Origin of the sequence: Gilliamella mensalis (assembly GCF_900103085.1) — a bacterium.
Classification (GTDB): domain Bacteria; phylum Pseudomonadota; class Gammaproteobacteria; order Enterobacterales; family Orbaceae; genus Gilliamella; species Gilliamella mensalis.
The window spans coordinates 115,324-139,227 of the sequence record NZ_FMWR01000008.1 but is presented as its reverse complement, the minus strand read 5'-3'; the positions used below and the strand labels follow the sequence as shown (position 1 = coordinate 139,227).

The following is a 23,904-nucleotide window of genomic DNA, read 5'->3' as shown; positions in this document are numbered from 1 at the left end:
TAATTGTGGATGCAAGCTTTTTGATGACCGTTTATAAATATTCGATCATAATAATTTTTAGCTTACATCATTTTTATACTCAAACGCATAGTTCCCTGAAACTATTTTTTTAATAGTGGTTACTACATTAACACTACATCATATTGTTCTTGAATATAAAGCGGTTCAACTTTTACTTCAACGCGTTTACCAACGAACACCTCGACTTCAGCTAATGCATGAGACTCATCATTAGTTAAAGCATTAGCTACAGCTGCTGAGGCATAAACCAAAAAGTACTCTGAGTGATGCGCTTTATAAATACGAACGATTTCACGTAATATTTCGTTACAGATAGTTTCAACTGACTTGACCATACCACGACCTTTACATGCGGGGCATTGTTCACACAAAATATGGCCTATACTTTCGCGTGTTCGCTTGCGTGTCATTTCGACTAAACCTAAGGTCGAAAATAAATTAACAGTCGTTTTAGCCCTATCTTTAGATAAAGAATCTTGAAGCGATTGCAAAACTCTCTCACGATGCAATTCTTCTTGCATGTCAATAAAATCAATAATAATAATGCCGCCCAAATTACGTAAACGCAATTGACGAGCAATCGCTATTGTTGCCTCGATATTGGTATTAAAGATAGTTTCTTCTAAATTTCGGTGGCCAACAAATGCACCAGTATTAATATCAATTGTTGTCATAGCTTCGGTTTGATCAATAATCAAATATCCGCCGGACTTTAACTTTACTTTACGATCTAGTGCTCTTTGAATCTCATTTTCGGTATCATAAAGATCGAATATCGGAATATTACCACGATAATGTGATAATTTACTGGTCACTTCGGGCATAAATTCTTGCGTAAACTCAACCAGTAAATCATAAGTTAATTTTGAATCTACCAAAATTCGTTCAATGGGATCACCAACAAAATCACGTAATACTCGTTGTGATAATACTAATTCCCCATAAACTAGATTCTTACTTACCGGACGAGCCATACGCTGTTGAATTTTAGTCCAAAGTCTTTTTAAAAAATTAGCATCTTGCTCTAACTCATGTGCATTCGCACCTTCAGCAGCTGTTCTAACAATAAAACCACCTTCGTCAGTCACATATTGCTCAACAATATTTTTTAACCTTTCGCGCTCTTGTTCGCTCTCTATGCGTTGTGAAGTTGCCACATGCGCAGAATTTGGACCTGGCATTAATACTAAATAACGTGATGGCAAAGTAATATCGGTTGTAAGTCTAGCGCCTTTGGTTCCGAGTGGATCTTTCACCACTTGCACCATTAAGTCCTGTCCTTGGCGCACAAGTTCAGAGATATCTTTTACTTGGAATTGTTCTTGATCAGTATCAGATACACACTCTGTATGAGGCATAATATCTGATGCATGCAAAAAAGCGGCTTTCTCAAGGCCGATATCTACAAACGCAGCTTGCATACCCGGTAAAATACGGATCACTTTTCCTTTATAGATATTCCCAACGATACCACGTCTAGATTCACGATCGACGTGGATTTCTTGCAATACACCATCTTCTATGTAAGCAACTCTAGTTTCAGATGGCGTTACATTCATTAATAATTCAACAGACATAAGATTCCCTTTTAATCGATAGCAAAGCTTCGTCTTATTAGTCGTAAAAATAGATAGATGGCAATCCATAATAAGCCATCAATAAAACTTGATAGCAAAATCAATGGTGATATCGTTATCGTATGATAAATACTGACTTGAAATAAAAATACCAATAAATTATAACAAATCGAAATCCCTAAAATGATAAACGACTGTTGCCATAAAGCTAAATTGCGTATTAATTGGAAATTAAAAACAATTAAATAAGCAATAAATGAATAAATAAAAGCGTGGATCCCCAAAATTGAGCCAGAACTTAAATCCATCATCACACCAAATACAAAAGCGGTACCAATCCCAACACGATGAGGAAGCGCTATCAACCAATAAGCTAAAATGAGGATCAGCAAATGTGGTTTAAATATGTTATATGATGATGACCACGGGATAATTTGTAAACATAAGCCAATTAATAGTGTCATCCAAATAATCAATATTCGATTACGATCCCTCATATTTTACTCCTTGATTTCCCCACAATAACAATAAATAACGTAAACGCTTCAGATCTGCTGTTGGTGTTGCTGAAATAATCGGGGTTGAATCGGTAATATCAAGTTTTACTGAACTGACTACTGCTACTGGGTATCCTTCCGGAAAACGACCATCAAGTCCGGAAGTCACTAAAACATCACCTACTTTTATATCAACGTTACTAGGCATAAACTCTAATGTTAAATCATTATTACACCCATTACCCACAGCAACCATGCCAATATCGTTCCTTAGTACTTGTACTGGTATTGCATGTTGATAATCACATACTAAAATTGCACGGCTGGTGGACTGAGATGTTTCATAAATTTGTCCTACAATACCTTTTTCATCAACGACAGGCTGTCCAACATAAACTCCATCTTGTGCGCCTTTATTTACAACAAATTGATAAGCATAAGGATCCGTATCAGCAAGCAATACTTGTACAGCCATTTTATGTTCATCATGTCTTAATGGGGAACCTAATAATTCGCGAAGTCTATTGTTTTCATGTTTTAAATGCTCAAGTAATAATAAATCGTTTTTTTGTTCCAATAAATCTGCGTGTAATTTTTCGTTTTCTTTTATTAAGGTTTCTCGCGTTTTTGACATCTCATATAGCGAATCAAACGAAGATCTTGGTGCATTTGATACATAATAAAGAGGCGAAATAATGGTATCTAAATAATAACGAATTTCTTTAAACGGGCGATAATTGATATCTAATACAATTAGCACCAAGGCTAACGCCAAAGAAGTAAATAATTGTACACTGAGGGGAGAGCGCTTAGAAAAAAGTAATTTCATTGTCCAGTACTTACCTGTTTTATATTCAAGATCTAATTATTCCAAGAAATGAATCCGCCGACAATGTCGGCGGAAGAAAATATGAGATGTTTACTGACTAATCGCTTCATCAACATGAAACTAATTAACAATCAGGTAGCAATTATTCTTCACTAAATAGATCGCCACTATGCATGTCAACCATATCTAACGCTTTGCCTCCACCTCTTGCTACGCATGTTAGCGGATCTTCAGCCACTACAACATGGATACCGGTTTCAGCTGCTAATAATTTATCAATATTACGTAATAAAGCACCACCGCCAGTTAAAACCATGCCATGCTCAGAAATATCGGAAGCAAGTTCTGGTGGACACTGTTCTAACGCAACTTTAACCGCACTGACAATGCCACTTAATGGTTCTTGTAGCGCTTCTAAAATTTCGTTAGAATTTATAGTAAAGCTACGCGGTACACCTTCAGCAAGATTACGTCCACGAACCTCAATTTCAAGCACTTCATCTCCAGGATAAGCACTACCAATAAAATGTTTAATTTTTTCAGCCGTCGCCTCACCAATTAATGCACCATAATTACGACGAACATAATTAATAATCGCTTCATCAAATCGGTCACCACCAATACGTGCAGATGCAGAATAAACAACACCATTTAACGAAATAACAGCGACTTCCGTCGTTCCACCACCAATATCAACAACCATTGAACCAGTTGGTGCAGAGACAGGTAAATCAGCACCGATAGCAGCTGCCATTGGCTCTTCAATTAAATACACCTCACGAGCACCTGCTCCTAATGCTGACTCACGAATAGCACGGCGTTCAACTTGTGTAGCGCCGACAGGAACACAAACAAGTACACGGGGGCTTGGTCTTAAAAAACTATGGCTATGAACTTGGCGAATAAAGTGCTGTAACATTTTTTCAGTGACTGAAAAGTCAGCAATAACACCATCTTTCATTGGTCTAATGGCGGCAATATTACCAGGCGTTCGGCCTAACATCAGTTTCGCAGCATGTCCAACAGCAGCAACACTTTTGGGTGTGCCTGTGCGATGATCTTGGCGAATCGCTACAACTGATGGTTCGTTTAAAACGATACCTTGTCCTTTCACATAAATAAGTGTGTTTGCTGTACCTAAATCTATCGATAAATCATTTGAAAACAAGCCACGAACTTTTTTTAACATAATAAAAACTCTTCCTAGAATTAATCTTGATTAAGTATATTTTAATATTTAAAAACAAACCATGGAATCAAAAAAATATATATTTCCAAATTTATTCAAACAAAATAGAATATTATTTACCTCTTTCAAACCATAGCCAACCTCAATTGTAATTGACACTAATTATTGTATCGCAATTATAAAATAATACCTAGAAATAGTATAACAAGTGTTTGTAAAGGAGATATATAATGACAAATTCGGTTTTACAGTGTATTCTTCCGCGTTAATGTTGAGTTACAACCTTATTATCGGCGAAAACAACACTGTTAGCCAATAATAAGGATGCATTAAATAATTGTTACTTATATCAAATAAACACGGTGTAATTCATGGATATACGCAAAATTAAAAAATTAATTGAATTAGTTGAAGAATCAGGTATTTCTGAACTTGAAATTTCTGAAGGTGAAGAATCTGTTCGAATTAGTCGTTCAGCGCCTACTACAAACTATTCGGCGCCAGTACAAAATATACAAATTCCTCAACCAGCTCCTGTTGTTGTAGCTCCAACAGTTCAAACTGAAGTCGTAACAGAGAGTGTTGTAGCTGACGGCTCAACAATCAAATCACCAATGGTTGGTACTTTTTATCGTACACCAAGTCCAGAATCAAAAGCTTTTGTTGAAGTTGGTCAAACTGTAAATGTTGGCGATGTGCTTTGCATCGTTGAAGCGATGAAAATGATGAACCAAATCGAGTCAGAAAAAGCTGGTACAATAAAAGCCATCTTGGTTGAAAATGGTCAACCAGTTGAATTTGATCAGCCACTATTCATTATTGAATAATCTGAATTTATTATTGACTATACGATTAAGAGATTGAATATGCTTGATAAAATTCTTATTGCGAATCGTGGAGAAATAGCTCTACGTATATTACGAGCATGTAAAGAACTTGGAATTAAAACTGTTGCAGTTCATTCTACGGCAGATAAAGATTTAAAACATGTTTTACTAGCAGATGAAACAGTCTGCATTGGCCCTGCCGCTTCAGCAAAAAGTTACCTTAACGTTCCGGCATTAATTTCAGCAGCTGAAGTAACCGGTGCATCTGCTATTCACCCAGGATATGGATTCTTATCGGAAAATGCCGACTTTGCTGAGCAAGTCGAGCGTTCAGGCTTTATTTTTATTGGTCCAAAACCTGACACTATACGCCTTATGGGTGATAAAGTGTCAGCAATTCACGCTATGAAAAATGCAGGCGTCCCTTGTGTACCTGGTTCAGATGGACCACTAAGTAATGATATTGAAGCCAATAAACAAATCGCTAAACAAATCGGCTATCCTGTTATCATTAAAGCCTCTGGCGGTGGTGGCGGCCGCGGTATGCGTATTGTTCGTGAAGAAAAAGATCTGGAACAATCAATCAAAATGACCAAATTGGAAGCCAAAACAGCTTTCAATAATGATATGGTTTATATGGAAAAATTCCTAGAAAACCCACGTCATATCGAAATTCAAGTACTTTCTGACGGTCAAGGCCATGCTGTTTATTTAGGTGAACGAGATTGCTCAATGCAAAGACGTCATCAAAAAGTTGTGGAAGAAGCTCCAGCACTTGGCATTACCCCTGAAATGCGTAAATTCATTGGTGAGCGTTGCGTTAATGCATGTATTGAGATTGGTTATCGTGGTGCTGGTACATTCGAATTTTTATTTGAAAATGGGGAATTTTATTTCATTGAAATGAATACCCGTATTCAAGTAGAGCATCCGGTAACTGAAATGGTAACCGGTGTTGATTTAATAAGAGAACAAATTTTAATCGCTTCAGGTAGACCACTTTCAATTAAACAAAGTGATATTGAAATCAAAGGCCATGCGATTGAATGCCGAATTAATGCTGAAGATCCAAAAACCTTTATGCCATCACCAGGAAAAATTACCCGTTTTCATGCGCCAGGTGGCTTTGGTATTCGTTGGGAATCGCATATTTATGCTGGTTATACTGTCCCTCCTTACTATGATTCAATGATTGGTAAATTAATTGCTTATGGTGAAACTCGCGAAGTTGCTATTGCCCGGATGAAAAATGCCTTAGCGGAGCTGGTTATCGATGGTATTAAAACCAATATTGATCTTCATATTGAAATCATGAATGATGAAGGCTTCGAAGAAGGTGGTACCAACATTCATTATTTAGAAAAAAAATTAGGTATTTATGAATAACAAAATAATCCCTATCAATTAGGGATTATTGCTATATTTAAGTATCAATAAGATATGGGTAGATATAAATGAAAAATTGGCAAAAAAGTGCTGAAGAAATTTTAACCATGGGGCCTGTTGTTCCGGTTATTGTCATTGAACGACTTGAAGATGCTGTACCACTAGCCAAAGCTCTCATTGCTGGTGGCGTCAAAGTATTGGAAGTGACGTTACGAACAGCTTGTGCAATTGATGCCATAAAAAAAATCATCAAAGAAGTTCCTGAAGCAGTGGTTGGAGCAGGAACAGTTACAAGTGTTGAGCAACTAAAACAAGTCACCGAAGCCGGCGTTCAATTTATTATCACTCCTGGTATTACTGACGCTATTTTAAAAGCTGCAGTTGATGGCCCTATTCCTGTTATTCCAGGTATTGCAACTATTTCTGAACTATTAACAGCACAAGAATATGGTTTAACGGCATTAAAATTCTTCCCTGCTGAAATCAATGGCGGCGTTGCAGCTTTAAAAGCTTTTGCTGGCCCTTGTGGATATATGAAATTCTGTCCAACTGGGGGAGTAAACCCTAAAAACTATCGCGATTACCTTGCACTGGATAATGTACTTTGCGTCGGTGGCACTTGGTTTATTCCAACTGATGCAATTGCAAAAGGTGATTTTGCTAAAATTACTGAAATGGCAAAACAAGCCGTTGCTGGTGCGCAATAACTGTTATTATTCCGCCGATATAATATCGGCGGTTAGCTACTACTAGCCATCTATCTTTATTAACTTCTTAATCCTCGCCCACTTTCAATAAGTCTCCATGCAATTACATATAGTCCGGTAACAAACAAAATCAGCATTGAAAATGTGATCCATAACGACACGTCTGTCACGCCCAAAAATCCATAACGAAAACCGTTAATCATATAAACGATTGGATTAATTTTTGAAACCCACTGCCAAAATGCCGGTAACATAGTAATTGAATAGAAAACACCACCAAGATAAGTTAATGGTGTTAATACAAATGTTGGAATAATGCTTATATCATCAAATGACTTGGCAAATACAGCATTTAATAAGCCAGCTAATGAAAACAGAATTGAGGTCAATAGCAATGTACAAACAACAAATAACCAAGAATGAACTTCGTAACGAACAAAAAATAGTGATACGATAGTCACTAAAATACCAGTTAAAATACCACGCATCACGCCACCACCAACATACCCCAAAATAAGAATATGCGTTGGTACAGGTGCGACCAATAACTCTTCAATATTACGTTGAAATTTAGCGCTAAAAAAGGATGAACAAACATTGGTATAAGAATTGGTAATAACTGACATCATGATTAATCCCGGTACAATAAATGCCATATAGCTAAATCCCCCCATCTCACCAACACGAGAGCCAATTAAATTACCAAAGATAATAAAATAAAGAGACATGGTAATAACGGGTGGAATTAGCGTTTGAACCCAAATTCTTAAAAAACGTGTCACTTCTTTACGCCAAATACTTTTTAAGGCAATCCAATATAAATTATTCATTAAAAACACCTTTTTGGTTGGTATCATTATGCAACAGATCAACAAATAACTCTTCTAAACGATTTGCTTTATTTCGTACGCTGATCACTTTAATATTTTGTTGATTTAATTGTTCAAATAATTGGTTTAATCCATGTTGCTTATCTACTTGCACTTCTAACATGCCGGGCTCCACATCAGAATAATTATAGCTTTGTAATTTAATTGGCTCAGATGTGGGGACATAATCAATAACAATTGTTTCAGATTGGCTTTTCGCCAATAGATCACGCATTGAGGAGTTCGCAATCAATTGACCTCTCTGAATAATACCGATATTTCGACATAGCATTTCCGCTTCTTCTAAATAATGGGTGGTTAAAATAATTGTGATACCTTGCCGATTTATTTCGCGTAGAAAATCCCACATAGAACGGCGTAATTCAATATCAACACCTGCGGTTGGTTCATCAAGAATCAATAATTTGGGTTCATGTATCAGTGCTCTAGCTATCATTAATCGCCTTTTCATGCCACCGGACAACATGCTAGCTCGACTGTGGCGTTTGTCCCATAAATCTAAGATTCTCAAATACTTTTCAGCACGCTCTAATGCAAGTTTTCGTGGCAATCCATAATAACCACCTTGATTAGTAACTATTTGTAGCACCTCTTCAAATTGATTAAAATTAAATTCTTGCGGGACAAGCCCTAATTGCCTTTTAGCATTGACAACATCGTTATCTAAGTCATAACCAAAAATTTTTACTTGCCCTGATGTCTTAGTAACTAATGAACTGATAATACCAATAGTTGTTGACTTCCCAGCACCATTTGGTCCTAGCAAGGCATAAAAATCGCCGTCTTGTACAGTTAAATTGATACCTTTTAATGCTTCTATACCATTTTTATAAATTTTTTTCAGTGAGATTAACTCAAGTGCAGGAATTGATGGCATAAATATATCCTAATTGAATAAATTGCTATTGGAATAATATGATATCATGTTAAATCAATAGGCAATATAATCAACCATTGTAAAGGTATTTTTAGATTTATCTATATCATAAATTATTATGTATAGATTATAGAGTATATATTATTGATCGGGCACAAATAGTGTGGTTTCAAGTTTGGAGCGAAGTGCCTTTATTACTTAAGGGATAAGTATCATGTTTAAAATTGGATTAGTTTCAGTATCAGATAGAGCTTCAAGTGGCGTTTACCAAGATGAAGGCATTCCATCATTAGTTTCATGGTTACAAACCGCATTGAAAATGCCTTTTGTAACTGAAAATCGTATTATTCCCGATGAACAATCTATCATTGAACAAACATTATGCGAATTTGTTGATAATCTACATTGCCACTTAATTTTAACTACCGGAGGCACCGGTCCTGCAATTAGAGACGTAACACCTGATGCAACACTTGCGATCTCTGATCGGGTGATGCCGGGATATGGAGAACAAATGCGTCAAATCAGTTTGCATTTTGTACCAACCGCGATTTTATCAAGGCAAGTTGCTGTTATTCGCAAAAAGTGTTTAATCATAAACCTACCAGGCAGACCAAAATCAATCAAAGAGACACTTGAAGGCGTTAAAGACAATCAAGGCAATGTAATTGTTAGTGGTATATTTGCCAGCATCCCCTATTGTATACAACTATTAGGAGGCCCTTACATTGAAACCCATGATCAAATAGTTAAATCTTTCCGTCCTAAGGATGCAATTAAATCAAATCTTTAATTTTATGCAAATTTAATGCATAATTATGTATAAAAAATGACTGCTAATACATTTAAAATGGCTGAAGTTATTTTTATTTAAATAGCAAAAAAATTTTATTATAAGTGTTATAACTTCATGTATTAGCAAAAACAGTAACAATGTAAAAGCCAAGGAACATTATGAAACAAGCTAATCTCACTAAAACATTTAAAGAGATGCTTCGTCAAGAGAAGTTTAGTTCGCAAGTAGAAATCGTACAAGCGCTACAAGAACAAGGTTTTGATAATATCAATCAATCCAAAGTTTCACGCATGCTAACCAAGTTTGGCGCAGTGAGAACTCGAAATGCAAAATCCGAAATGGTCTATTGTTTACCTGCTGAAATCAGCGTACCAACTACAAGTAGCCCATTAAAAAATTTAGTAATTGATATTGATTTTAATAGTTCAATGGTGGTGATACGCACCAGCCCAGGTGCAGCCCAACTCATTGCTCGGTTACTCGATTCAATTGGTAAATCAGAAGGTATTTTAGGTTCCATTGCGGGTGACGACACAATTTTTAGTACACCAACTAAAGAGTGTACAGTAAAAAAATTGTATCAAACCATTATCGAATTATTTGAACGAGAATTATAGTAATTGCAATGTCCCCGCATTACAGCTAATAATTTTTAACATTTAACCTATTGACACAATTAATAAAATCGTTAATCTTATATAACGCTGACTTCGTTACAGAAGTTGCAAAACGAAGAGGCGCATTACTCAGGTAAATCATTTTAGGGACTGGAACCATTAATAAATGATTGAGGGGATGTAATGCCGAGGTTTGATTGCCTATCCAGAAACAATCAAATCGACTGCAAGGGCTGAATCCCTTGGGTTGTCACCTTAACAGGTGGAGCACTTCATGGTTTGTACTTTTTTAATTGTAAATAGGACACGCCCGCTCTAACTCTGTTAAAAATAAAAATTTTTAATATGAGGAATTCATGGAAACATCATTTGTAATTGCTAAATTTGGTGGTACTAGTGTTGCCGATTATCCTTCAATGGTAAATAGTGCCAATATTGTAATAAATAATCCTAACGTAAAAGTTGTGGTACTATCGGCATCTGCTGGCGTGACAAATTTATTAGTCGCCTTAGCTGAAGGACGTGATATCGAAGTTCGATCTCAACATATTGCCAAAATCCAATCAATCCAATACAACATCTTAGAACAATTACCTGAAAATCCCGCACTACGAACTGAAATTGACAAAATTATTGCTAACATAGCCTCTTTGTCAGAAGCCGCAAGTTTAGCTACTTCACCAGCATTAACAGACGAGCTTGTTAGTCACGGTGAAATTATGTCTTCAAAACTGTTTGTCGAAATATTGAAAGAAAAACAAAAAAATGCCATATGGTTTGACGTCCGTAAAGTTATGCGCACCGATGATAAATTTGGTAAAGCCACACCTAAAATTGAAGATATTAAACAGCTTTGCTGTGCGCATTTAAAATCACTAAACAGTCATAGCATCGTTGTAACACAAGGATTTATCGGTAGTGAAAGTTCAGGCAAAACCACCACTTTAGGCCGTGGGGGAAGCGATTATACCGCAGCGTTATTAGGTGAAGCATTGAATGCCACCCAAATTGACATTTGGACTGATGTTGCAGGAATTTATACTAACGATCCTCGTATTACGCCAGCAGCTAAACGCATTGATGAAATATCATTTGCAGAAGCAACCGAAATGGCAACATTTGGTGCAAAAGTACTACACCCAGCAACACTAGTACCAGCAGTGCGTAGCAATATCCCTGTTTTTGTTGGTTCAAGCAAAGCGCCTCAAGAAGGAGGAACTATTGTTTACAACACTAACAGCATTACATCTAAATTACCAGTATTTAGAGCGTTAGCGCTACGTCGCAAGCAAACATTATTAACACTTACTAGTTTAAACATGCTACATGCACAAGGTTTTCTAGCTAATGTGTTTACAATATTAGCCAAACATAATATTTCGGTCGATTTAGTCACAACATCAGAAGTAAGTATCGCATTAACTATTGATACTACAGGCACTAACACTAACGGCAATAGTTTGTTAACAAAAGAATTATTTGATGAACTATCAACCGTGTGTCATGTAACAGTTGAAGAGGACTTAGCATTAATTGCTATTATTGGAAATAACCTAACTTCAACACAAGGTATAGCAAAAGAGGTGTTTGGTGTATTAGATGATTTTATTATTAGACTTTGCTGTTATGGGGCAAGTACTCACAATCTTTGCCTATTAGCAAAAAGTAACGACGCAGAGTCAATTATTAAAATTCTGCATAAAACCATTTTTGAATCATAATACTAAAAGGGAGATTAACTCTCCCTTCTTACCTCAAACAGATGTTAAGATTTAGAAAATCACTGTAAAATAAATTAACTTTCATTAAAAATGATTATAAAATATCATCAATGAATCAATAATTTTTTAACTATTGTATTCATAACGTTAGTCTTTAAATTAAATATCTATCTTCTTTATTATAATTAGTTATTAATATATTTTGAATATGATTTATTACTCTTAATTAATCGATTAAAGCTATTACATTGAACATCAACTTCTGTTAGATTTTTTAATTAATTTGAGTAAACTAAAATTAATTTCAATAACAAGAGGAAATTATCATGGGTATTATAAGTTGGATAATTCTAGGATTAATTGCCGGCTGGATTGCCAAGTTTTTTATGCCACTAGGAAGTGTAGGTGTACTTAAAACTATTTTATTAGGCATTGCAGGTGCTTTAGTGGGTGGCTATATTAGCACCTTCTTTGGTTGGGGTAGTGTGACTGGATTTAACTTCCCTAGTTTGTTAATTTCAGTACTTGGTTCGGTTATAGTCATTTATATCTATCGTCACATAAAGAAATAATTTGTTTTTAGTTAAATTGGCGGTTTTACCGCCAATTTAACTAACTCTTAAGTTTTATACCCTTAAATATATTTCCCTTTTTAGTTCAAAGTTCGTAATAAGTAATTTCGTCATATCCAGAATTTTGTTATATTATTTAATTAAACCTATCAATTTCAACTTGTAGATTATAATGTTAAAAATATTCAACACATTAACCCGAGAAAAGGAAATTTTTCAGTCTATTATCCCAAATAAAGTTGGGCTATATGTTTGTGGAGTAACCATTTACGATCTTTGCCATATTGGTCACGGGCGTACTTTTGTTGCATTTGATGTTGTCACCCGTTATTTACGTTTTTTAGGTTATGATTTAACTTATGTACGTAATATTACTGATGTGGATGACAAAATCATTAAACGTGCACTCGAAAACGGCGAGAGTTGCGATCAACTTACCGATCGAATGCTACAAGAAATGTATGCAGATTTTGATGCACTGAATATAAAACGCCCTGATATAGAACCACGTGCTACTCATCACATGCCACAAATCATCCAATTAGTTGAAAAATTAATTGCCAAAAATCATGCTTATATTGCCGATAACGGCGATGTAATGTTTTCAGTAGACAGTGATCCTAATTATGGTGTTTTATCGCGACAAAATTTAGAACAACTACAAGCTGGTGCTCGTGTTGATGTGGTTGATGTTAAACGTAATCCAATGGATTTTGTGTTATGGAAAATGTCAAAACCGAATGAACCAAGTTGGGATTCGCCATGGGGTAAAGGTCGCCCAGGTTGGCACATTGAATGTTCGGCGATGAATAGTTATCAGTTAGGTAATCACTTTGATATTCACGGTGGTGGCTCAGATTTAATGTTCCCACATCATGAAAACGAAATTGCCCAATCAACCTGTGCGCATGATGGTCAATACGTCAATTATTGGATGCATTCCGGCATGGTTATGATAGACCAAGAAAAAATGTCAAAATCACTCAATAATTTTTTCACAATTCGCGATGTATTAAAACATTATGATGCCGAAACAGTGCGTTACTTTTTACTATCAGGTCATTATCGAAGCCAACTCAACTATAGTGAAGAAAATCTAAAACAAGCGAGGATGGCACTAGAGAGACTCTATACAGCACTACGAGATACGGATCCAACTCATCCACACATAACACCTGACAGCGATTATTATCGCCAATTTTGTGATGCAATGAATGATGACTTTAATACACCGGAAGCTTATTCAACTCTTTTTGATTTGGCTCGTGAAATCAATAAAGCCAAAGCTGACAATAATATGTCACTTGCAAATGAATTAGCTGCCGAATTACGTTATTTATCAGCAGTACTTGGACTATTAGAGCAAGATCCCGTAGAATTTTTACAAAGTAATCAGCAAGATGATGTTGACATTACATTAGTCGAAGCGTTAATTAAACAACGAAACGAAGCCAGAGCAAGCAAAAATTGGGCACAAGCCGACGAAGCTCGCGATAAATTAAATGCAATGAATATTGTACTTGAAGATGGCGCGAATGGTACAACATGGCGGAAAAAAAGTTAATATTATCAAAATAAGAAGTTTGATGAATAAATAGCGCATTAAACATTGTCGATTGAAAAATAACACCCACAACCTCGTGGGTGTTATTATTTGTGATTAGCGTAACGTTTTATCAATCGAAGTTAAAATACCTCGCAAAATATTCAGCTCCTGTTGTTCAATACGTGCACGTGTAAACAATCGACGTAAACGCCCCATAATTTGCCCCGGATGGTTGGACTTAATAAAACCTGTGTATAATAAAGTCTGTTCTAAATGCTGGTAAAAACGCTCTATATCGGCATCAATAGGAAATTCAGTTTCTGACATATTCATATTTTTTAGCTCTGATATGTTATTTTCAAGGTTTAACATTGACATACGAATTTCATAACACAAAACTTGCACCGACATGGCAAGATTTAAAGAACTATAATCAGGATTAGCAGGAATGCCAACATGATAATGGCACTTTTGCAATTCTTCATTCGTTAAACCGACACGTTCACGCCCAAACACCAAAGCGACTTGGGCATAGCTCTTAGTTGCTTCTTGAATAATCTTATCTCCACATGTTTTTGGAGTTAAGTGTGGCCATTGCAAACTACGGGAACGGGCACTAGTGCCAATCACTAAAGTACAATCGGCAATAGCTTGTTCAAGCGACGAAAAAATTTGTGCATTTTTAATAATATCACTTGCACCTGCCGCTAACGAAATCGATTGAGAATCAGGCTTGATGACGGGATTAACTAAACAAAGATTCGTTAATCCCATAGTTTTCATTGCTCTTGCAGCAGATCCCATATTACCTGTATGAGATGTTTCAACCAAAACAATCTTTACATTATCTAAATAACTCACATTATCCTCATTCATTGAAAATATCTTATAACGCAGAATAAACTAAATACTTATTGACACAGTATATAGTAAAATCAGTTTCAGCCCCACTGTTATGCAATAGCTAATTAATAGAATCTATTTTTGAATTAAATTCACAAAAATGTGATCAATAACCAATATCTTATTGACGAGACTAAAATAATTTGCCAATGTAGTGATAACAATTTTTAAAAAGGTTAGATTTATTGATAAAAAGCGGAGGTCAACTATGGCGTTAAGTATTACCAGTAAACAAATGGATATTACCCCTGCAATTCGTAGCTATCTAGAAGATAAGTTTTCAAAATTAGATAAATGGAGAGCGCAACTAATCAACCCTCATTTTATTTTATCCAAAGAACCAGACGGATTTATTGTTGATGCAACAATTGCCACCAAAGGAACGCCATTAGTTGCATCTGCCAAACATATTGATATGTATGCTGCAATTAACGATCTTATTGATAAACTTGAAAAACAACTTAATAAGCTACAACATAAAGGCGAAGCTCGCCGTGCGGCTAACAGCATAAAAGATGCAGTATTAGAAGAAGAAATTTAATTAATCTATTTTCACGATCTAATAAAAAGGCACTTTGATAGTGCCTTTATTTTTTTGCTTGTTATAATACAAACTATCTTTTTTTACATATCTGATGAAAATGAGCGCAAACCCTTTATTACCTTTACGAGATAAGATTAATGAGCTAGATAAAACGTTGTTAGAACTTATTGCTGAACGTCGCAAACTCTCAACGCAAGTAATTCATACTAAAATTGAAGCAAACATTCCGGTACGTGATATTGAGCGTGAGCGTTTACTTATAAAAGCTTTAATCAATCAAGGCAAAAATTATCATCTCGATGATCTATTCATTAAACGCTTATATCAATTAATTATTGAAGATTCTGTACTATTACAACAAAAAATCTTACAAGAAAAACTTAATCGCGGCACTATTGTCACGGCCAAAGTTGCTTTTTTAGGGCCAAAAGGATCTTATTCTCATTCCGCAGCACGCCATTATGCAAGCGCTCATTTAGATGAAATGATTGAATTAAGCTGTTCAACCTTTAAAGACATTTTTGAACAAGTCGAAAATGGTGCTGTAGATTATGGAATTTTACCAATAGAAAATTCTAGCTCGGGCTCAATTAATGAAGTTTATGATTTATTGCAAAAAACCAATTTACACATTATTGGTGAGCTTTCTTTACCTATTGATCATTGTGTTCTTGCCGGGCCAAATTCAAAAATTGAACAAATTGATACCATTTATAGCCATCCACAACCATTCCAACAATGCAGTAACTTTCTAGAAAGCTATCCACATTGGAAGATTGTATACTGCGACAGTACATCGTCAGCAATGGAAACTGTTGCAAAATTGAATCAACCTAATGTTGCTGCAATGGGTAATAAAGATGGCGGTGAATTATATGGACTGCAAGTCCTTGAACATAACTTTGCGAATCAAAAAGAAAACATTACTCGGTTTATTGTGCTGGCTCGTCAGCCTATTGAGGTTTCGGAACAAATTCCAGCTAAAACCACAATTTTAATGAAGACAGGTCAACAAGCAGGTGCTTTAGTTGATGCCCTATTAGTATTACGTAATCATAACATCATCATGACTAAACTTGAGTCGCGCCCAATTCATGGTACACCATGGGAAGAAATGTTTTATATTGATTTGCAAGGCAATATTCATTCTTATGAAATGCAAACAGCACTCAAAGAACTAGCATCAATGACGTTATATACCAAGGTGCTCGGATGCTATCCAAGTGATTCCATTGTTGCTGTAATGTAAATAACTATGACTATGCAACAGTTTTCGCAAGCTGTACTTAACTGGTATGAACAGTACGGTAGAAAATCGCTACCTTGGCAAATCGAAAAAAGCGCTTATCATGTTTGGTTATCAGAAGTGATGTTGCAACAAACTCAAGTTGCAACGGTAATCCCTTACTTTAACCGTTTTATTGAACAATTTCCCAAGGTTACTGACCTAGCAACATCACCAATTGACGATGTGTTGCATCTTTGGACAGGGCTTGGCTATTATGCAAGAGCGCGCAATTTACATAAAGCAGCACAAATGATTGCCGAACAGTTTAATGGCGTGTTCCCTACACAATTTGACGACGTCATCGCCCTACCCGGTGTTGGGCGTTCAACTGCAGGAGCAATTTTATCACTTTCACAAAATCAGCATTATCCAATTTTAGATGGCAATGTAAAACGTGTTTTAACCCGATATTTTGCAGTTGAAGGCTGGCCAGGTATTAAAACTGTTGAAAATAAGCTTTGGCAATTGAGTGAGCAAGTTACCCCTCAAAAAGAGGTTGCAAAATTTAATCAAGCTATGATGGATATTGGGGCAATGGTTTGTACTCGCACTAAACCTAAGTGCACTTTATGTCCTTTACATAATCATTGCCTTGCCTATAAAAATGAAACTTGGCAACAATATCCAGCCCCCAAACCTAAAAAGACTATTCCTGAAAAAACAGCCTATTTTTTAATGCTTGAATATCATCAAGCTATTTGGCTAGAAAAAAGACCACCATCGGGTATTTGGGGAGGACTATATTGTTTACCTCAGTTTTCAAGTAAGCAAGCATTAACTGACTGGTTAAAAAAACAAGGCATTGAAACAACAAAACCAAAGCAACTTATTGCTTTTCGCCACACCTTTAGCCATTTTCACTTAGATATTATTCCTATCCATTGTGTTATCACTAATTATACAAAATGTTGGGATGAATCTTGTGGCTATTGGTATAATCTTAACTCTGACAATGCCAAAATAGGCTTAGCAACGCCGGTTTATAACTTATTAAAACAAACGAGTTATTAACGCCTCTTTATCAGAATCTACATTATTTTTAGTATATAATTACTCATTATTTTTTACTCTATTAAGTTATGCAAAGCAAACAACATCAAAGCTTATCTGGCTACTTAGTGTTTTTAATGGCTTTTGCTATTGGTATTACTATAGCTAGCAATTATTATGCTCAGCCGCTATTACATTCGATTACAAATAATCTGCATATAAAAGTAGAAAATGCAGGATCAATCATTATGGCAGCACAATTTAGTTATGCTGTAGGCTTACTTTTTATCACACCACTTGGTGATAAACTAGAGCGTAAAAGATTGATTATTATTTTAATGATATTATCCACTTGTGGACTGATGGTAAGCGCTTTATCTCAAAATATAGAAATGCTTATAATAGGCACAGCTATGACAGGGTTATTTTCAACGGTAGCACAAGTCTTAATTCCTTTTGCAGCTACATTATCAAGACCAGAACATCGTGGTAAAATCGTGGGCACGTTAATGAGTGGTATGTTACTAGGTATTTTATTAGGTCGAACCTTTGCGGGTGCCATTTCAACCATTGCCGATTGGCATGATGTGTATTGGATTGCAACAGGTATTATGGCCATTGTGACGCTATTACTCTGGGTTTCGCTACCCAGTTATCGTTGCGATGTTAACATTAATTATTTTAAGCTGTTATGGTCGATTGCTTTATTATATAAACAAGAGCCAACACTTAGAATTCGTTCACTATTAGCCATTATATCATTTGCACTATTTTCGCTATTATGGACACCTCTTGCTTTCCTACTAACTAATGCACCATACCACTATTCTGATTTTATTATTGGCTTATTTGGACTTGCTGGTGCGGCTGGTGCAATGGGATCACCAATAGTGGGAAAATTATCAGATAAAGGCAAAGGTTTTATTGCAACCACTATTGGATTATGTTTATTGCTGTTAGCTTGGTTACCTCTATCGTTAGCGAAATATTCAATTTTCGCCTTAATTTTCGGCGTAATTTTGTTAGATTTAGCCGTACAAGTTACCCATGTGTCGAATATGAATGCTATTTATCAAATCAGACCCGAAGCACGCAGCCGAATGAATACAGGTTATATGGTATGTTATTTTATTGGCGGAATGCTAGGATCTGTGGGTTCGACCTATTTATTTAGTCATTACGGATGGATAGCGATAATCATTGCAAGCACGTCTTTAGCAATATTAGGTATCATGTGCTGGCTTTTTTATACTAAAACGCATGCCTACCTGAAACTTTTTGACAAAAATCACATTAACTAAATGTTGACCTAAATCAAATATGCATAGCGTATTTGATCAATTGTTTTTTTAATAGTGAACTGTGATTAATAGCATTCATGCCAATGGTTCTTAATGTCTTTTTCAGCACATTATCTCCATTAAACATATCTTGAATTGTTCTCATGGCTGTGAGCATCACTAACGTATCTTTACGACGGTTAAACTCAAATGACTTTAAATTATTTACAAGTCCAATATCTTTTTGTGTATCAAGTGATTGTTTAATAGCCGAAACTAATAAAGCGGAGTCTTGAAACCCTAAATTCACGCCTTGTCCAGCTAAAGGATGAATCGTGTGCGCAGCATCACCAATCAGTACTAAGCGATGTCTAACAAATTGTTTTGCAAAACGCGCTTTTAATGGAAAGACCATGCGCGGATTAATTAATTGGCATTTGCCTACTTTATCGCCCGTTAACGCTAGTAATTGATTTGAAAATTCAGATTCACAAAGCGAGGTTAAATTTGCCGCATTATCCGGTTTAGTAGACCAAACTAAGCAACTTTTATTGGCATCCCAAAGCGGAAGAAAAGCGATAATCCCATTAGGATAAAACACTTGTCTAGCACAAGATTGATGTGGATACTCAGTTTCAACAGTTGTAATAACAGCATGATGAAGATAATCGCGTTCAAAAACAGAAATATTTTTGCATCTACGTACCCAAGAATGAGCACCATCAGCACCAATCATTAATTTAGATTGTAAAACAGTTTTATCTGCAAGTGTCAAAAAGGCAAAATCGTCATTAAATGTACAATCAATTGCTTCAAAATTATAAAAATGAATATTGGAACACTTTTTAGCATATTGGTAAAGATAATGAGAAATAACATTATTTTCGATTATATATCCAAGATTTGAATAACCATAATCTTTAGCATGAGCAGACAAATGAGCTTGACCATATTTTTCCCATACACCTATTTCGGTAAACTCTTGTACACGTCGACTAGCGCACAGATTATCCCATATACCGATTTGCGAAAAATACCGTTGGCTTGCGCCATTAATAGCTGAGGCTCTAATGCCTATTTCACTATGTGACAATGATGCATGCTGATGAATTTTAGCATCTATAATTGCAATGTTTAGTGCATATTGACTAAGTGCGCAGGCTGTCGCTAACCCTACTAATCCCCCACCTACAATTGTCACATCAAATTGAATATTCATACCGGTAATTATCACTATTTATTATCTAACTTATCATCTTGTTTTGATTCAACTTCGTCATCATTCATCGCTTTTTTAAAGCCTTTTAATGCAGTACCAAGATCCGAACCTAAATTACGCAATTTTTTAGTGCCAAATAATAAAATAACCACGGCAAGAAAAACTAAAAGATGTGGAATACTAAAAGACATAATCAAATCCTCTCAATAAATATAACTCGTTATTTAGGGTAGGTTTTAAAACATATTTAATAAAGTGTTAATTATACTCTTTTGGTGGGATTTCATGAATAGTTCAAGAATAAAAAAGACCTGTATAAAACTATACAGGCCAACATGAAATATAAGGAATATAAGGAAAGAAAACAATGAAAAATCCTTACCATTCTTATTATCCATTTTTTTTCGCTTTAGTCAACGCTTTTGTTTGCTCCTATTTATTGAATCATTATATAAATAAAAATAATAAATAAATAAAAAACATAATGATAGCAAATAAATCGACAATAAAAAAATATTTGATCCATATCAAATTTAAGTAAAAAAAAACTTAATAAATAGAATACCACGATAAATTTAGCAGAAAAAACAAGCAATCAAGCAGAAAAACAATATTCATTCTTTTTTTTAAATAAATTTGAACTCGTACTAAAAAATAAAAATAGTGCGAAAATTCGCAAATATAAAATCAAAAAAGAGCATTAACACAAAAAATAAAAAAAATATTTGATTTTCCACGTTTTACAGATATATAAATTCCAAAAAAAATTCACTATAATTAATAAACTTATGCAAGAAATAAAGGGTCAAAGATGAATACAATTAAAAATAATAATGTTAAAACTTTCAAAGATAGATTACATAGGTCAATGCAAGGTTTATCTGTATCTGCTTTCGCTAAAAAATGTGACATGTCAGAAACCGTAATCCGAGATTATTTATCAGGAAAAACATACCCATCACTGACACGCTTAGAAGTTATTGCTGAAAAATGTAATGTTTCTTTTAATTGGCTTGCTACTGGTCATAAACTAGAATTTGTAGACTCTAAAAATGATGAAGATGTCTATAGCGAAAATATTTATCGTATTCCTGTTTACAAAAAACAATTACCAACAAAAGAAGAAGCGCAAAAAGAACGTTTTGTTAGAGAAACACCGCCATTAATGAATTATCCTATTATTGAAGGTTGGGTCAAGCATCGTGGGTTAGATGCTAAAAAATTAATTATATACTGGGCTAAAGGCGATTTAATGTCGCCAGAAATAGAAAACAATAATGGGTTAATTCTTAACACTGAAATCACTGATATTGTTGATGGTGCAATATACCTAATTGAATATGAAGATATTACCTTTTTGAGAAAGGTTCGATTAACACTCAATGGTTGGTTGTTAATTTGTAATAATAACCAGCATCCCACAATTGAAGTACCAAAGGCAGACTTTCATAAACATCATATTGTTGGTCGCGTTGTACTTATTATTAAAGACATATTTTAATATCTTTAATAGCCATATATTAGCTTTCAAGATATAATCGGATAATGAGGAAATGTTGAATTTTTTATTTCCTCATTAATTTCTCTTATGTTTATAAAGTCAGTAATAACAGATATATAGCACATTGATGTTTATTTAAAATTTCATATAAAATATTCATGCAAAGCTGATTAACATCTGTTTGCACTATTTTTGCACTATCCGCATTTATCTATATCATTGATAATATTCTTATTAATTAGGTCTAATATGTATCGATTTTTTGAAAAATTGGTGTCATCATATCCTAAAGATGAACCTCAGCCTATGGCTAAAAATTTTTTTAGTTTCATATGGCAATCCACTAAAGGAACTCGTTTATTTCTACTGTTATTAATTATTCTTAGCGCATTAGGCGGAGCTTTTGAAGCCTTTTTGTACGCAGCCCTTGGTAAAGTGATTGATTGGCTTGCGGTCGTTGAACCTAGCAAATTTTGGCAACAAGAAAAAACAACATTAGCAATATTAGCCTTAGTTATCCTTGCTAGTACAATTATTATTGGACTACAAACGACTATTAAACACCAGTGTCTAGCGGGAAATTTTCCAATGCGAATGCGCTGGAATCTACATCGGTTAGTACTAAATCAAAGCATGCGTTTTTTTCAAGATGAATTTGCAGGAAGAATATCAGCCAAAGTCATGCAAACATCACTAGCAGTTCGAGATACTTGCTTTTTAGTGGCGGATATTTTCATCTATGTCCTAATTTCGTTTATTACTATGGCAACAATCATCGGCCAATTAGACATTTGGTTATTAATTCCATTTATAACCTGGTGTCTAATTTATGCTATTGCCATGTATTATTTTATTCCCCGATTAAGTAAAGTGGCTAGTATGCAGGCTGATGCTCGTTCTACAATGACAGGACGAGTGACCGATGCCTATACTAACATTATGACAGTAAAACTATTTTCTCATGCAGGCAATGAGGCAAAATATGCTCAAGAATCAATGGATGAGTTTTTAGTGACCGTGAATAAACAGATGCGTCTAGTCAGTAGTTTTGAAATTGTTAATCATTTATTGTCTATTTCGTTAGTACTAAGTACCACAGGCGTTGCCTTATGGTTATGGACCGATCAATTAATTGGTGTTGGCGCAATTGCAACAACAACGGCTGTTGCACTTCGTTTAAATGGTTTTTCACACTGGATCATGTGGGAAATGGCTGCCCTATTTGAAAATATTGGGGTTGTTAAAGATGGTATTAATACTTTTTCAGCAACTAAAACGGTTGTTGATCAACCCAATGCAACATCACTTAATGTTACTCAAGGAAAAATCGAATTTAAAAACATTTATTTTGCCTATGACGAAAAACAACGTAACTCAGTCATTGAAAATTTAGATTTAACAATTAAATCAGGTGAAAAAATCGGATTAGTTGGTCGTTCTGGGGCAGGTAAATCAACACTTATCAATTTATTGCTTCGCTTTTATGATTTACAAAGTGGCAAGATTGTTATTGATGATCAAGATATTACCGCTGTGAGTCAAGAAAGCCTACGAGCACAAATTGGTATGGTGACACAAGATACCTCATTATTGCATCGAACAGTACGAGAGAACTTGCTCTATGGTAATAATCACGCAACCGAAGAACAAATGATTGAAGCTGCAAAAAAAGCACATGCTGATACCTTTATTCAAACGCTAATTGATGCAAAAGGTAGAACTGGGTATGACGCATTTGTTGGTGAGCGAGGCATAAAATTATCTGGCGGGCAAAGACAGCGTATTGCAATTGCTCGCGTCATTCTTAAAAATGCCCCTATTTTATTATTAGATGAAGCAACAAGTGCGCTGGATTCGGAAATAGAGCAAGCCATTCAAGAAAGCCTATACTCTTTAATGGAAGGTAAAACCGTTATTGCCATTGCTCACCGGTTATCAACTATTGCAGCAATGGATAGATTAGTCGTTATTGATCAAGGTAAAATCATCGAGCAAGGAACACACCAAGAATTACTGATGAAAAACGGACTGTACGCCCAGCTGTGGAAACATCAAAGCGGTGGATTTTTAGCAGCTAATATTTAATTTTATTAGTAAGTAAGTTTTAGGACACATATTCATTTTCGA

The 23,904-nt window shown here is 35.2% G+C and carries 23 protein-coding genes and 1 riboswitch; of the genes, 14 read left to right on the top strand and 9 right to left on the bottom strand.

The features are described 5' to 3' along the window. Positions 1 to 122: 122 nt before the first annotated feature. From rng to BQ5209_RS04560, 4 genes are all read right to left on the bottom strand, one after another. Positions 123 to 1,598, bottom strand: a complete 1,476-nt coding sequence (rng, locus tag BQ5209_RS04575) for a ribonuclease G (protein WP_085247371.1) — start codon at positions 1,596 to 1,598, stop codon at positions 123 to 125. 11 nt (positions 1,599 to 1,609) lie between these two features. Further along, positions 1,610 to 2,095: a rod shape-determining protein MreD gene (mreD, locus tag BQ5209_RS04570; protein WP_085247370.1), complete on the bottom strand. Its 486-nt coding sequence runs from the start codon at positions 2,093 to 2,095 to the stop codon at positions 1,610 to 1,612. Then, a complete protein-coding gene (mreC, locus tag BQ5209_RS04565; protein ID WP_085247369.1) occupies positions 2,082 to 2,924 on the bottom strand; it encodes a rod shape-determining protein MreC in 843 nt (280 codons plus the stop codon). Before mreC ends, mreD begins: the two co-directional genes overlap by 14 nt. A gap of 142 nt (positions 2,925 to 3,066) precedes the next feature. Next, positions 3,067 to 4,113: a rod shape-determining protein gene (locus BQ5209_RS04560; RefSeq protein WP_065586869.1), complete on the bottom strand. Its 1,047-nt coding sequence runs from the start codon at positions 4,111 to 4,113 to the stop codon at positions 3,067 to 3,069. A 371-nt stretch (positions 4,114 to 4,484) separates the two neighbouring features. Here BQ5209_RS04560 and accB point away from each other — a divergent pair, with 371 nt between their 5' ends. The 3 genes from accB to BQ5209_RS04545 all read left to right on the top strand — a co-directional run bounded on the left by accB (position 4,485) and on the right by BQ5209_RS04545 (position 7,033). After that, positions 4,485 to 4,940 carry an acetyl-CoA carboxylase biotin carboxyl carrier protein gene (gene accB / locus BQ5209_RS04555; protein WP_085247368.1) on the top strand — a complete coding sequence of 152 codons (456 nt, stop codon included), beginning with the start codon at positions 4,485 to 4,487 and terminating at the stop codon, positions 4,938 to 4,940. Positions 4,941 to 4,979: 39 nt separating this feature from the next. After that, positions 4,980 to 6,326 (top strand): acetyl-CoA carboxylase biotin carboxylase subunit, encoded by a 1,347-nt coding sequence (accC, locus tag BQ5209_RS04550; protein WP_085247367.1) that lies wholly within the window; start codon positions 4,980 to 4,982, stop codon positions 6,324 to 6,326. 68 nt (positions 6,327 to 6,394) lie between these two features. Then, the gene (locus BQ5209_RS04545; RefSeq protein ID WP_085247366.1) at positions 6,395 to 7,033 is read left to right on the top strand and encodes a bifunctional 4-hydroxy-2-oxoglutarate aldolase/2-dehydro-3-deoxy-phosphogluconate aldolase; all 639 of its coding nucleotides are present in this window, start codon (positions 6,395 to 6,397) and stop codon (positions 7,031 to 7,033) included. Positions 7,034 to 7,092: 59 nt separating this feature from the next. On the opposite strand, the gene BQ5209_RS04540 is transcribed toward BQ5209_RS04545, so the two are convergent. Both BQ5209_RS04540 and BQ5209_RS04535 read right to left on the bottom strand, forming a co-directional pair. After that, positions 7,093 to 7,863 (bottom strand): ABC transporter permease, encoded by a 771-nt coding sequence (locus tag BQ5209_RS04540; protein WP_085247365.1) that lies wholly within the window; start codon positions 7,861 to 7,863, stop codon positions 7,093 to 7,095. Continuing rightward, positions 7,856 to 8,800 (bottom strand): ABC transporter ATP-binding protein, encoded by a 945-nt coding sequence (locus BQ5209_RS04535; RefSeq protein ID WP_085247364.1) that lies wholly within the window; start codon positions 8,798 to 8,800, stop codon positions 7,856 to 7,858. Before BQ5209_RS04535 ends, BQ5209_RS04540 begins: the two co-directional genes overlap by 8 nt. Before the next feature lie 214 nt (positions 8,801 to 9,014). Between BQ5209_RS04535 and mog the strand changes: the two genes are divergently transcribed. From mog to cysS, 5 genes are all read left to right on the top strand, one after another. Further along, positions 9,015 to 9,593, top strand: coding sequence for a molybdopterin adenylyltransferase (gene mog, locus BQ5209_RS04530; protein WP_085247363.1), 579 nt, complete (start codon positions 9,015 to 9,017; stop codon positions 9,591 to 9,593). A 161-nt stretch (positions 9,594 to 9,754) separates the two neighbouring features. Next, on the top strand, positions 9,755 to 10,213 hold the full coding sequence (gene argR / locus BQ5209_RS04525) for a transcriptional regulator ArgR (protein ID WP_065560627.1): 459 nt from the start codon (positions 9,755 to 9,757) through the stop codon (positions 10,211 to 10,213). A gap of 107 nt (positions 10,214 to 10,320) precedes the next feature. Next, positions 10,321 to 10,494, top strand: a riboswitch (Lysine riboswitch). Between the two features lie 75 nt (positions 10,495 to 10,569). Continuing rightward, the gene (lysC, locus tag BQ5209_RS04520) at positions 10,570 to 11,934 is read left to right on the top strand and encodes a lysine-sensitive aspartokinase 3 (protein ID WP_085247362.1); all 1,365 of its coding nucleotides are present in this window, start codon (positions 10,570 to 10,572) and stop codon (positions 11,932 to 11,934) included. Positions 11,935 to 12,260: 326 nt separating this feature from the next. Next, positions 12,261 to 12,506, top strand: coding sequence for a GlsB/YeaQ/YmgE family stress response membrane protein (locus BQ5209_RS04515; RefSeq protein ID WP_085247361.1), 246 nt, complete (start codon positions 12,261 to 12,263; stop codon positions 12,504 to 12,506). Positions 12,507 to 12,678: 172 nt separating this feature from the next. Beyond that, positions 12,679 to 14,070, top strand: a complete 1,392-nt coding sequence (gene cysS, locus BQ5209_RS04510) for a cysteine--tRNA ligase (protein ID WP_085247360.1) — start codon at positions 12,679 to 12,681, stop codon at positions 14,068 to 14,070. A gap of 96 nt (positions 14,071 to 14,166) precedes the next feature. Here cysS and trmJ read toward each other — a convergent pair whose 3' ends face one another. After that, on the bottom strand, positions 14,167 to 14,928 hold the full coding sequence (gene trmJ, locus BQ5209_RS04505; RefSeq protein WP_085247359.1) for a tRNA (cytosine(32)/uridine(32)-2'-O)-methyltransferase TrmJ: 762 nt from the start codon (positions 14,926 to 14,928) through the stop codon (positions 14,167 to 14,169). A 235-nt stretch (positions 14,929 to 15,163) separates the two neighbouring features. Here trmJ and raiA point away from each other — a divergent pair, with 235 nt between their 5' ends. The 4 genes from raiA (at position 15,164) to BQ5209_RS04485 (ending at position 19,078) form a co-directional block, all read left to right on the top strand. Continuing rightward, positions 15,164 to 15,496, top strand: coding sequence for a ribosome-associated translation inhibitor RaiA (raiA, locus tag BQ5209_RS04500; protein WP_085247358.1), 333 nt, complete (start codon positions 15,164 to 15,166; stop codon positions 15,494 to 15,496). Positions 15,497 to 15,596: 100 nt separating this feature from the next. Then, the gene (gene pheA, locus BQ5209_RS04495; RefSeq protein ID WP_085247357.1) at positions 15,597 to 16,748 is read left to right on the top strand and encodes a bifunctional chorismate mutase/prephenate dehydratase; all 1,152 of its coding nucleotides are present in this window, start codon (positions 15,597 to 15,599) and stop codon (positions 16,746 to 16,748) included. Between the two features lie 6 nt (positions 16,749 to 16,754). Continuing rightward, positions 16,755 to 17,798, top strand: coding sequence for an A/G-specific adenine glycosylase (gene mutY / locus BQ5209_RS04490; protein WP_085247356.1), 1,044 nt, complete (start codon positions 16,755 to 16,757; stop codon positions 17,796 to 17,798). A 68-nt stretch (positions 17,799 to 17,866) separates the two neighbouring features. Beyond that, positions 17,867 to 19,078, top strand: coding sequence for an MFS transporter (locus BQ5209_RS04485; RefSeq protein ID WP_085247355.1), 1,212 nt, complete (start codon positions 17,867 to 17,869; stop codon positions 19,076 to 19,078). A gap of 13 nt (positions 19,079 to 19,091) precedes the next feature. Here the strand turns inward: BQ5209_RS04485 and BQ5209_RS04480 are convergent, their stop codons facing one another. Both BQ5209_RS04480 and BQ5209_RS04475 read right to left on the bottom strand, forming a co-directional pair. Next, positions 19,092 to 20,276: an FAD-dependent monooxygenase gene (locus tag BQ5209_RS04480; protein ID WP_143421847.1), complete on the bottom strand. Its 1,185-nt coding sequence runs from the start codon at positions 20,274 to 20,276 to the stop codon at positions 19,092 to 19,094. A gap of 14 nt (positions 20,277 to 20,290) precedes the next feature. Beyond that, the gene (locus BQ5209_RS04475) at positions 20,291 to 20,467 is read right to left on the bottom strand and encodes a Sec-independent protein translocase subunit TatA (RefSeq protein ID WP_085247353.1); all 177 of its coding nucleotides are present in this window, start codon (positions 20,465 to 20,467) and stop codon (positions 20,291 to 20,293) included. A gap of 620 nt (positions 20,468 to 21,087) precedes the next feature. On the opposite strand from BQ5209_RS04475, the gene BQ5209_RS04470 reads away from it, so the two are divergent. Together BQ5209_RS04470 and BQ5209_RS04465 are read left to right on the top strand one after the other, a co-directional pair. After that, complete coding sequence (locus tag BQ5209_RS04470; RefSeq protein ID WP_085247352.1) at positions 21,088 to 21,777, top strand: LexA family transcriptional regulator; 690 nt, start codon at positions 21,088 to 21,090, stop codon at positions 21,775 to 21,777. Positions 21,778 to 22,026: 249 nt separating this feature from the next. Then, a complete protein-coding gene (locus BQ5209_RS04465; RefSeq protein ID WP_085247351.1) occupies positions 22,027 to 23,862 on the top strand; it encodes an ABC transporter ATP-binding protein in 1,836 nt (611 codons plus the stop codon). Positions 23,863 to 23,904 lie beyond the last annotated feature (42 nt).

Bases quoted from the DNA above. Each gene is read 5' to 3' on its own strand.
- rng (WP_085247371.1), bottom strand. From the start codon at position 1,598: ATGTCTGTTGAATTATTAATGAATGTAACGCCATCTGAAACTAGAGTT.
- mreD (WP_085247370.1), bottom strand. From the start codon at position 2,095: ATGAGGGATCGTAATCGAATATTGATTATTTGGATGACACTATTAATT.
- mreC (WP_085247369.1), bottom strand. From the start codon at position 2,924: ATGAAATTACTTTTTTCTAAGCGCTCTCCCCTCAGTGTACAATTATTT.
- BQ5209_RS04560 (WP_065586869.1), bottom strand. From the start codon at position 4,113: ATGTTAAAAAAAGTTCGTGGCTTGTTTTCAAATGATTTATCGATAGAT.
- accB (WP_085247368.1), top strand. From the start codon at position 4,485: ATGGATATACGCAAAATTAAAAAATTAATTGAATTAGTTGAAGAATCA.
- accC (WP_085247367.1), top strand. From the start codon at position 4,980: ATGCTTGATAAAATTCTTATTGCGAATCGTGGAGAAATAGCTCTACGT.
- BQ5209_RS04545 (WP_085247366.1), top strand. From the start codon at position 6,395: ATGAAAAATTGGCAAAAAAGTGCTGAAGAAATTTTAACCATGGGGCCT.
- BQ5209_RS04540 (WP_085247365.1), bottom strand. From the start codon at position 7,863: ATGAATAATTTATATTGGATTGCCTTAAAAAGTATTTGGCGTAAAGAA.
- BQ5209_RS04535 (WP_085247364.1), bottom strand. From the start codon at position 8,800: ATGCCATCAATTCCTGCACTTGAGTTAATCTCACTGAAAAAAATTTAT.
- mog (WP_085247363.1), top strand. From the start codon at position 9,015: ATGTTTAAAATTGGATTAGTTTCAGTATCAGATAGAGCTTCAAGTGGC.
- argR (WP_065560627.1), top strand. From the start codon at position 9,755: ATGAAACAAGCTAATCTCACTAAAACATTTAAAGAGATGCTTCGTCAA.
- lysC (WP_085247362.1), top strand. From the start codon at position 10,570: ATGGAAACATCATTTGTAATTGCTAAATTTGGTGGTACTAGTGTTGCC.
- BQ5209_RS04515 (WP_085247361.1), top strand. From the start codon at position 12,261: ATGGGTATTATAAGTTGGATAATTCTAGGATTAATTGCCGGCTGGATT.
- cysS (WP_085247360.1), top strand. From the start codon at position 12,679: ATGTTAAAAATATTCAACACATTAACCCGAGAAAAGGAAATTTTTCAG.
- trmJ (WP_085247359.1), bottom strand. From the start codon at position 14,928: ATGAATGAGGATAATGTGAGTTATTTAGATAATGTAAAGATTGTTTTG.
- raiA (WP_085247358.1), top strand. From the start codon at position 15,164: ATGGCGTTAAGTATTACCAGTAAACAAATGGATATTACCCCTGCAATT.
- pheA (WP_085247357.1), top strand. From the start codon at position 15,597: ATGAGCGCAAACCCTTTATTACCTTTACGAGATAAGATTAATGAGCTA.
- mutY (WP_085247356.1), top strand. From the start codon at position 16,755: ATGACTATGCAACAGTTTTCGCAAGCTGTACTTAACTGGTATGAACAG.
- BQ5209_RS04485 (WP_085247355.1), top strand. From the start codon at position 17,867: ATGCAAAGCAAACAACATCAAAGCTTATCTGGCTACTTAGTGTTTTTA.
- BQ5209_RS04480 (WP_143421847.1), bottom strand. From the start codon at position 20,276: ATGAATATTCAATTTGATGTGACAATTGTAGGTGGGGGATTAGTAGGG.
- BQ5209_RS04475 (WP_085247353.1), bottom strand. From the start codon at position 20,467: ATGTCTTTTAGTATTCCACATCTTTTAGTTTTTCTTGCCGTGGTTATT.
- BQ5209_RS04470 (WP_085247352.1), top strand. From the start codon at position 21,088: ATGAATACAATTAAAAATAATAATGTTAAAACTTTCAAAGATAGATTA.
- BQ5209_RS04465 (WP_085247351.1), top strand. From the start codon at position 22,027: ATGTATCGATTTTTTGAAAAATTGGTGTCATCATATCCTAAAGATGAA.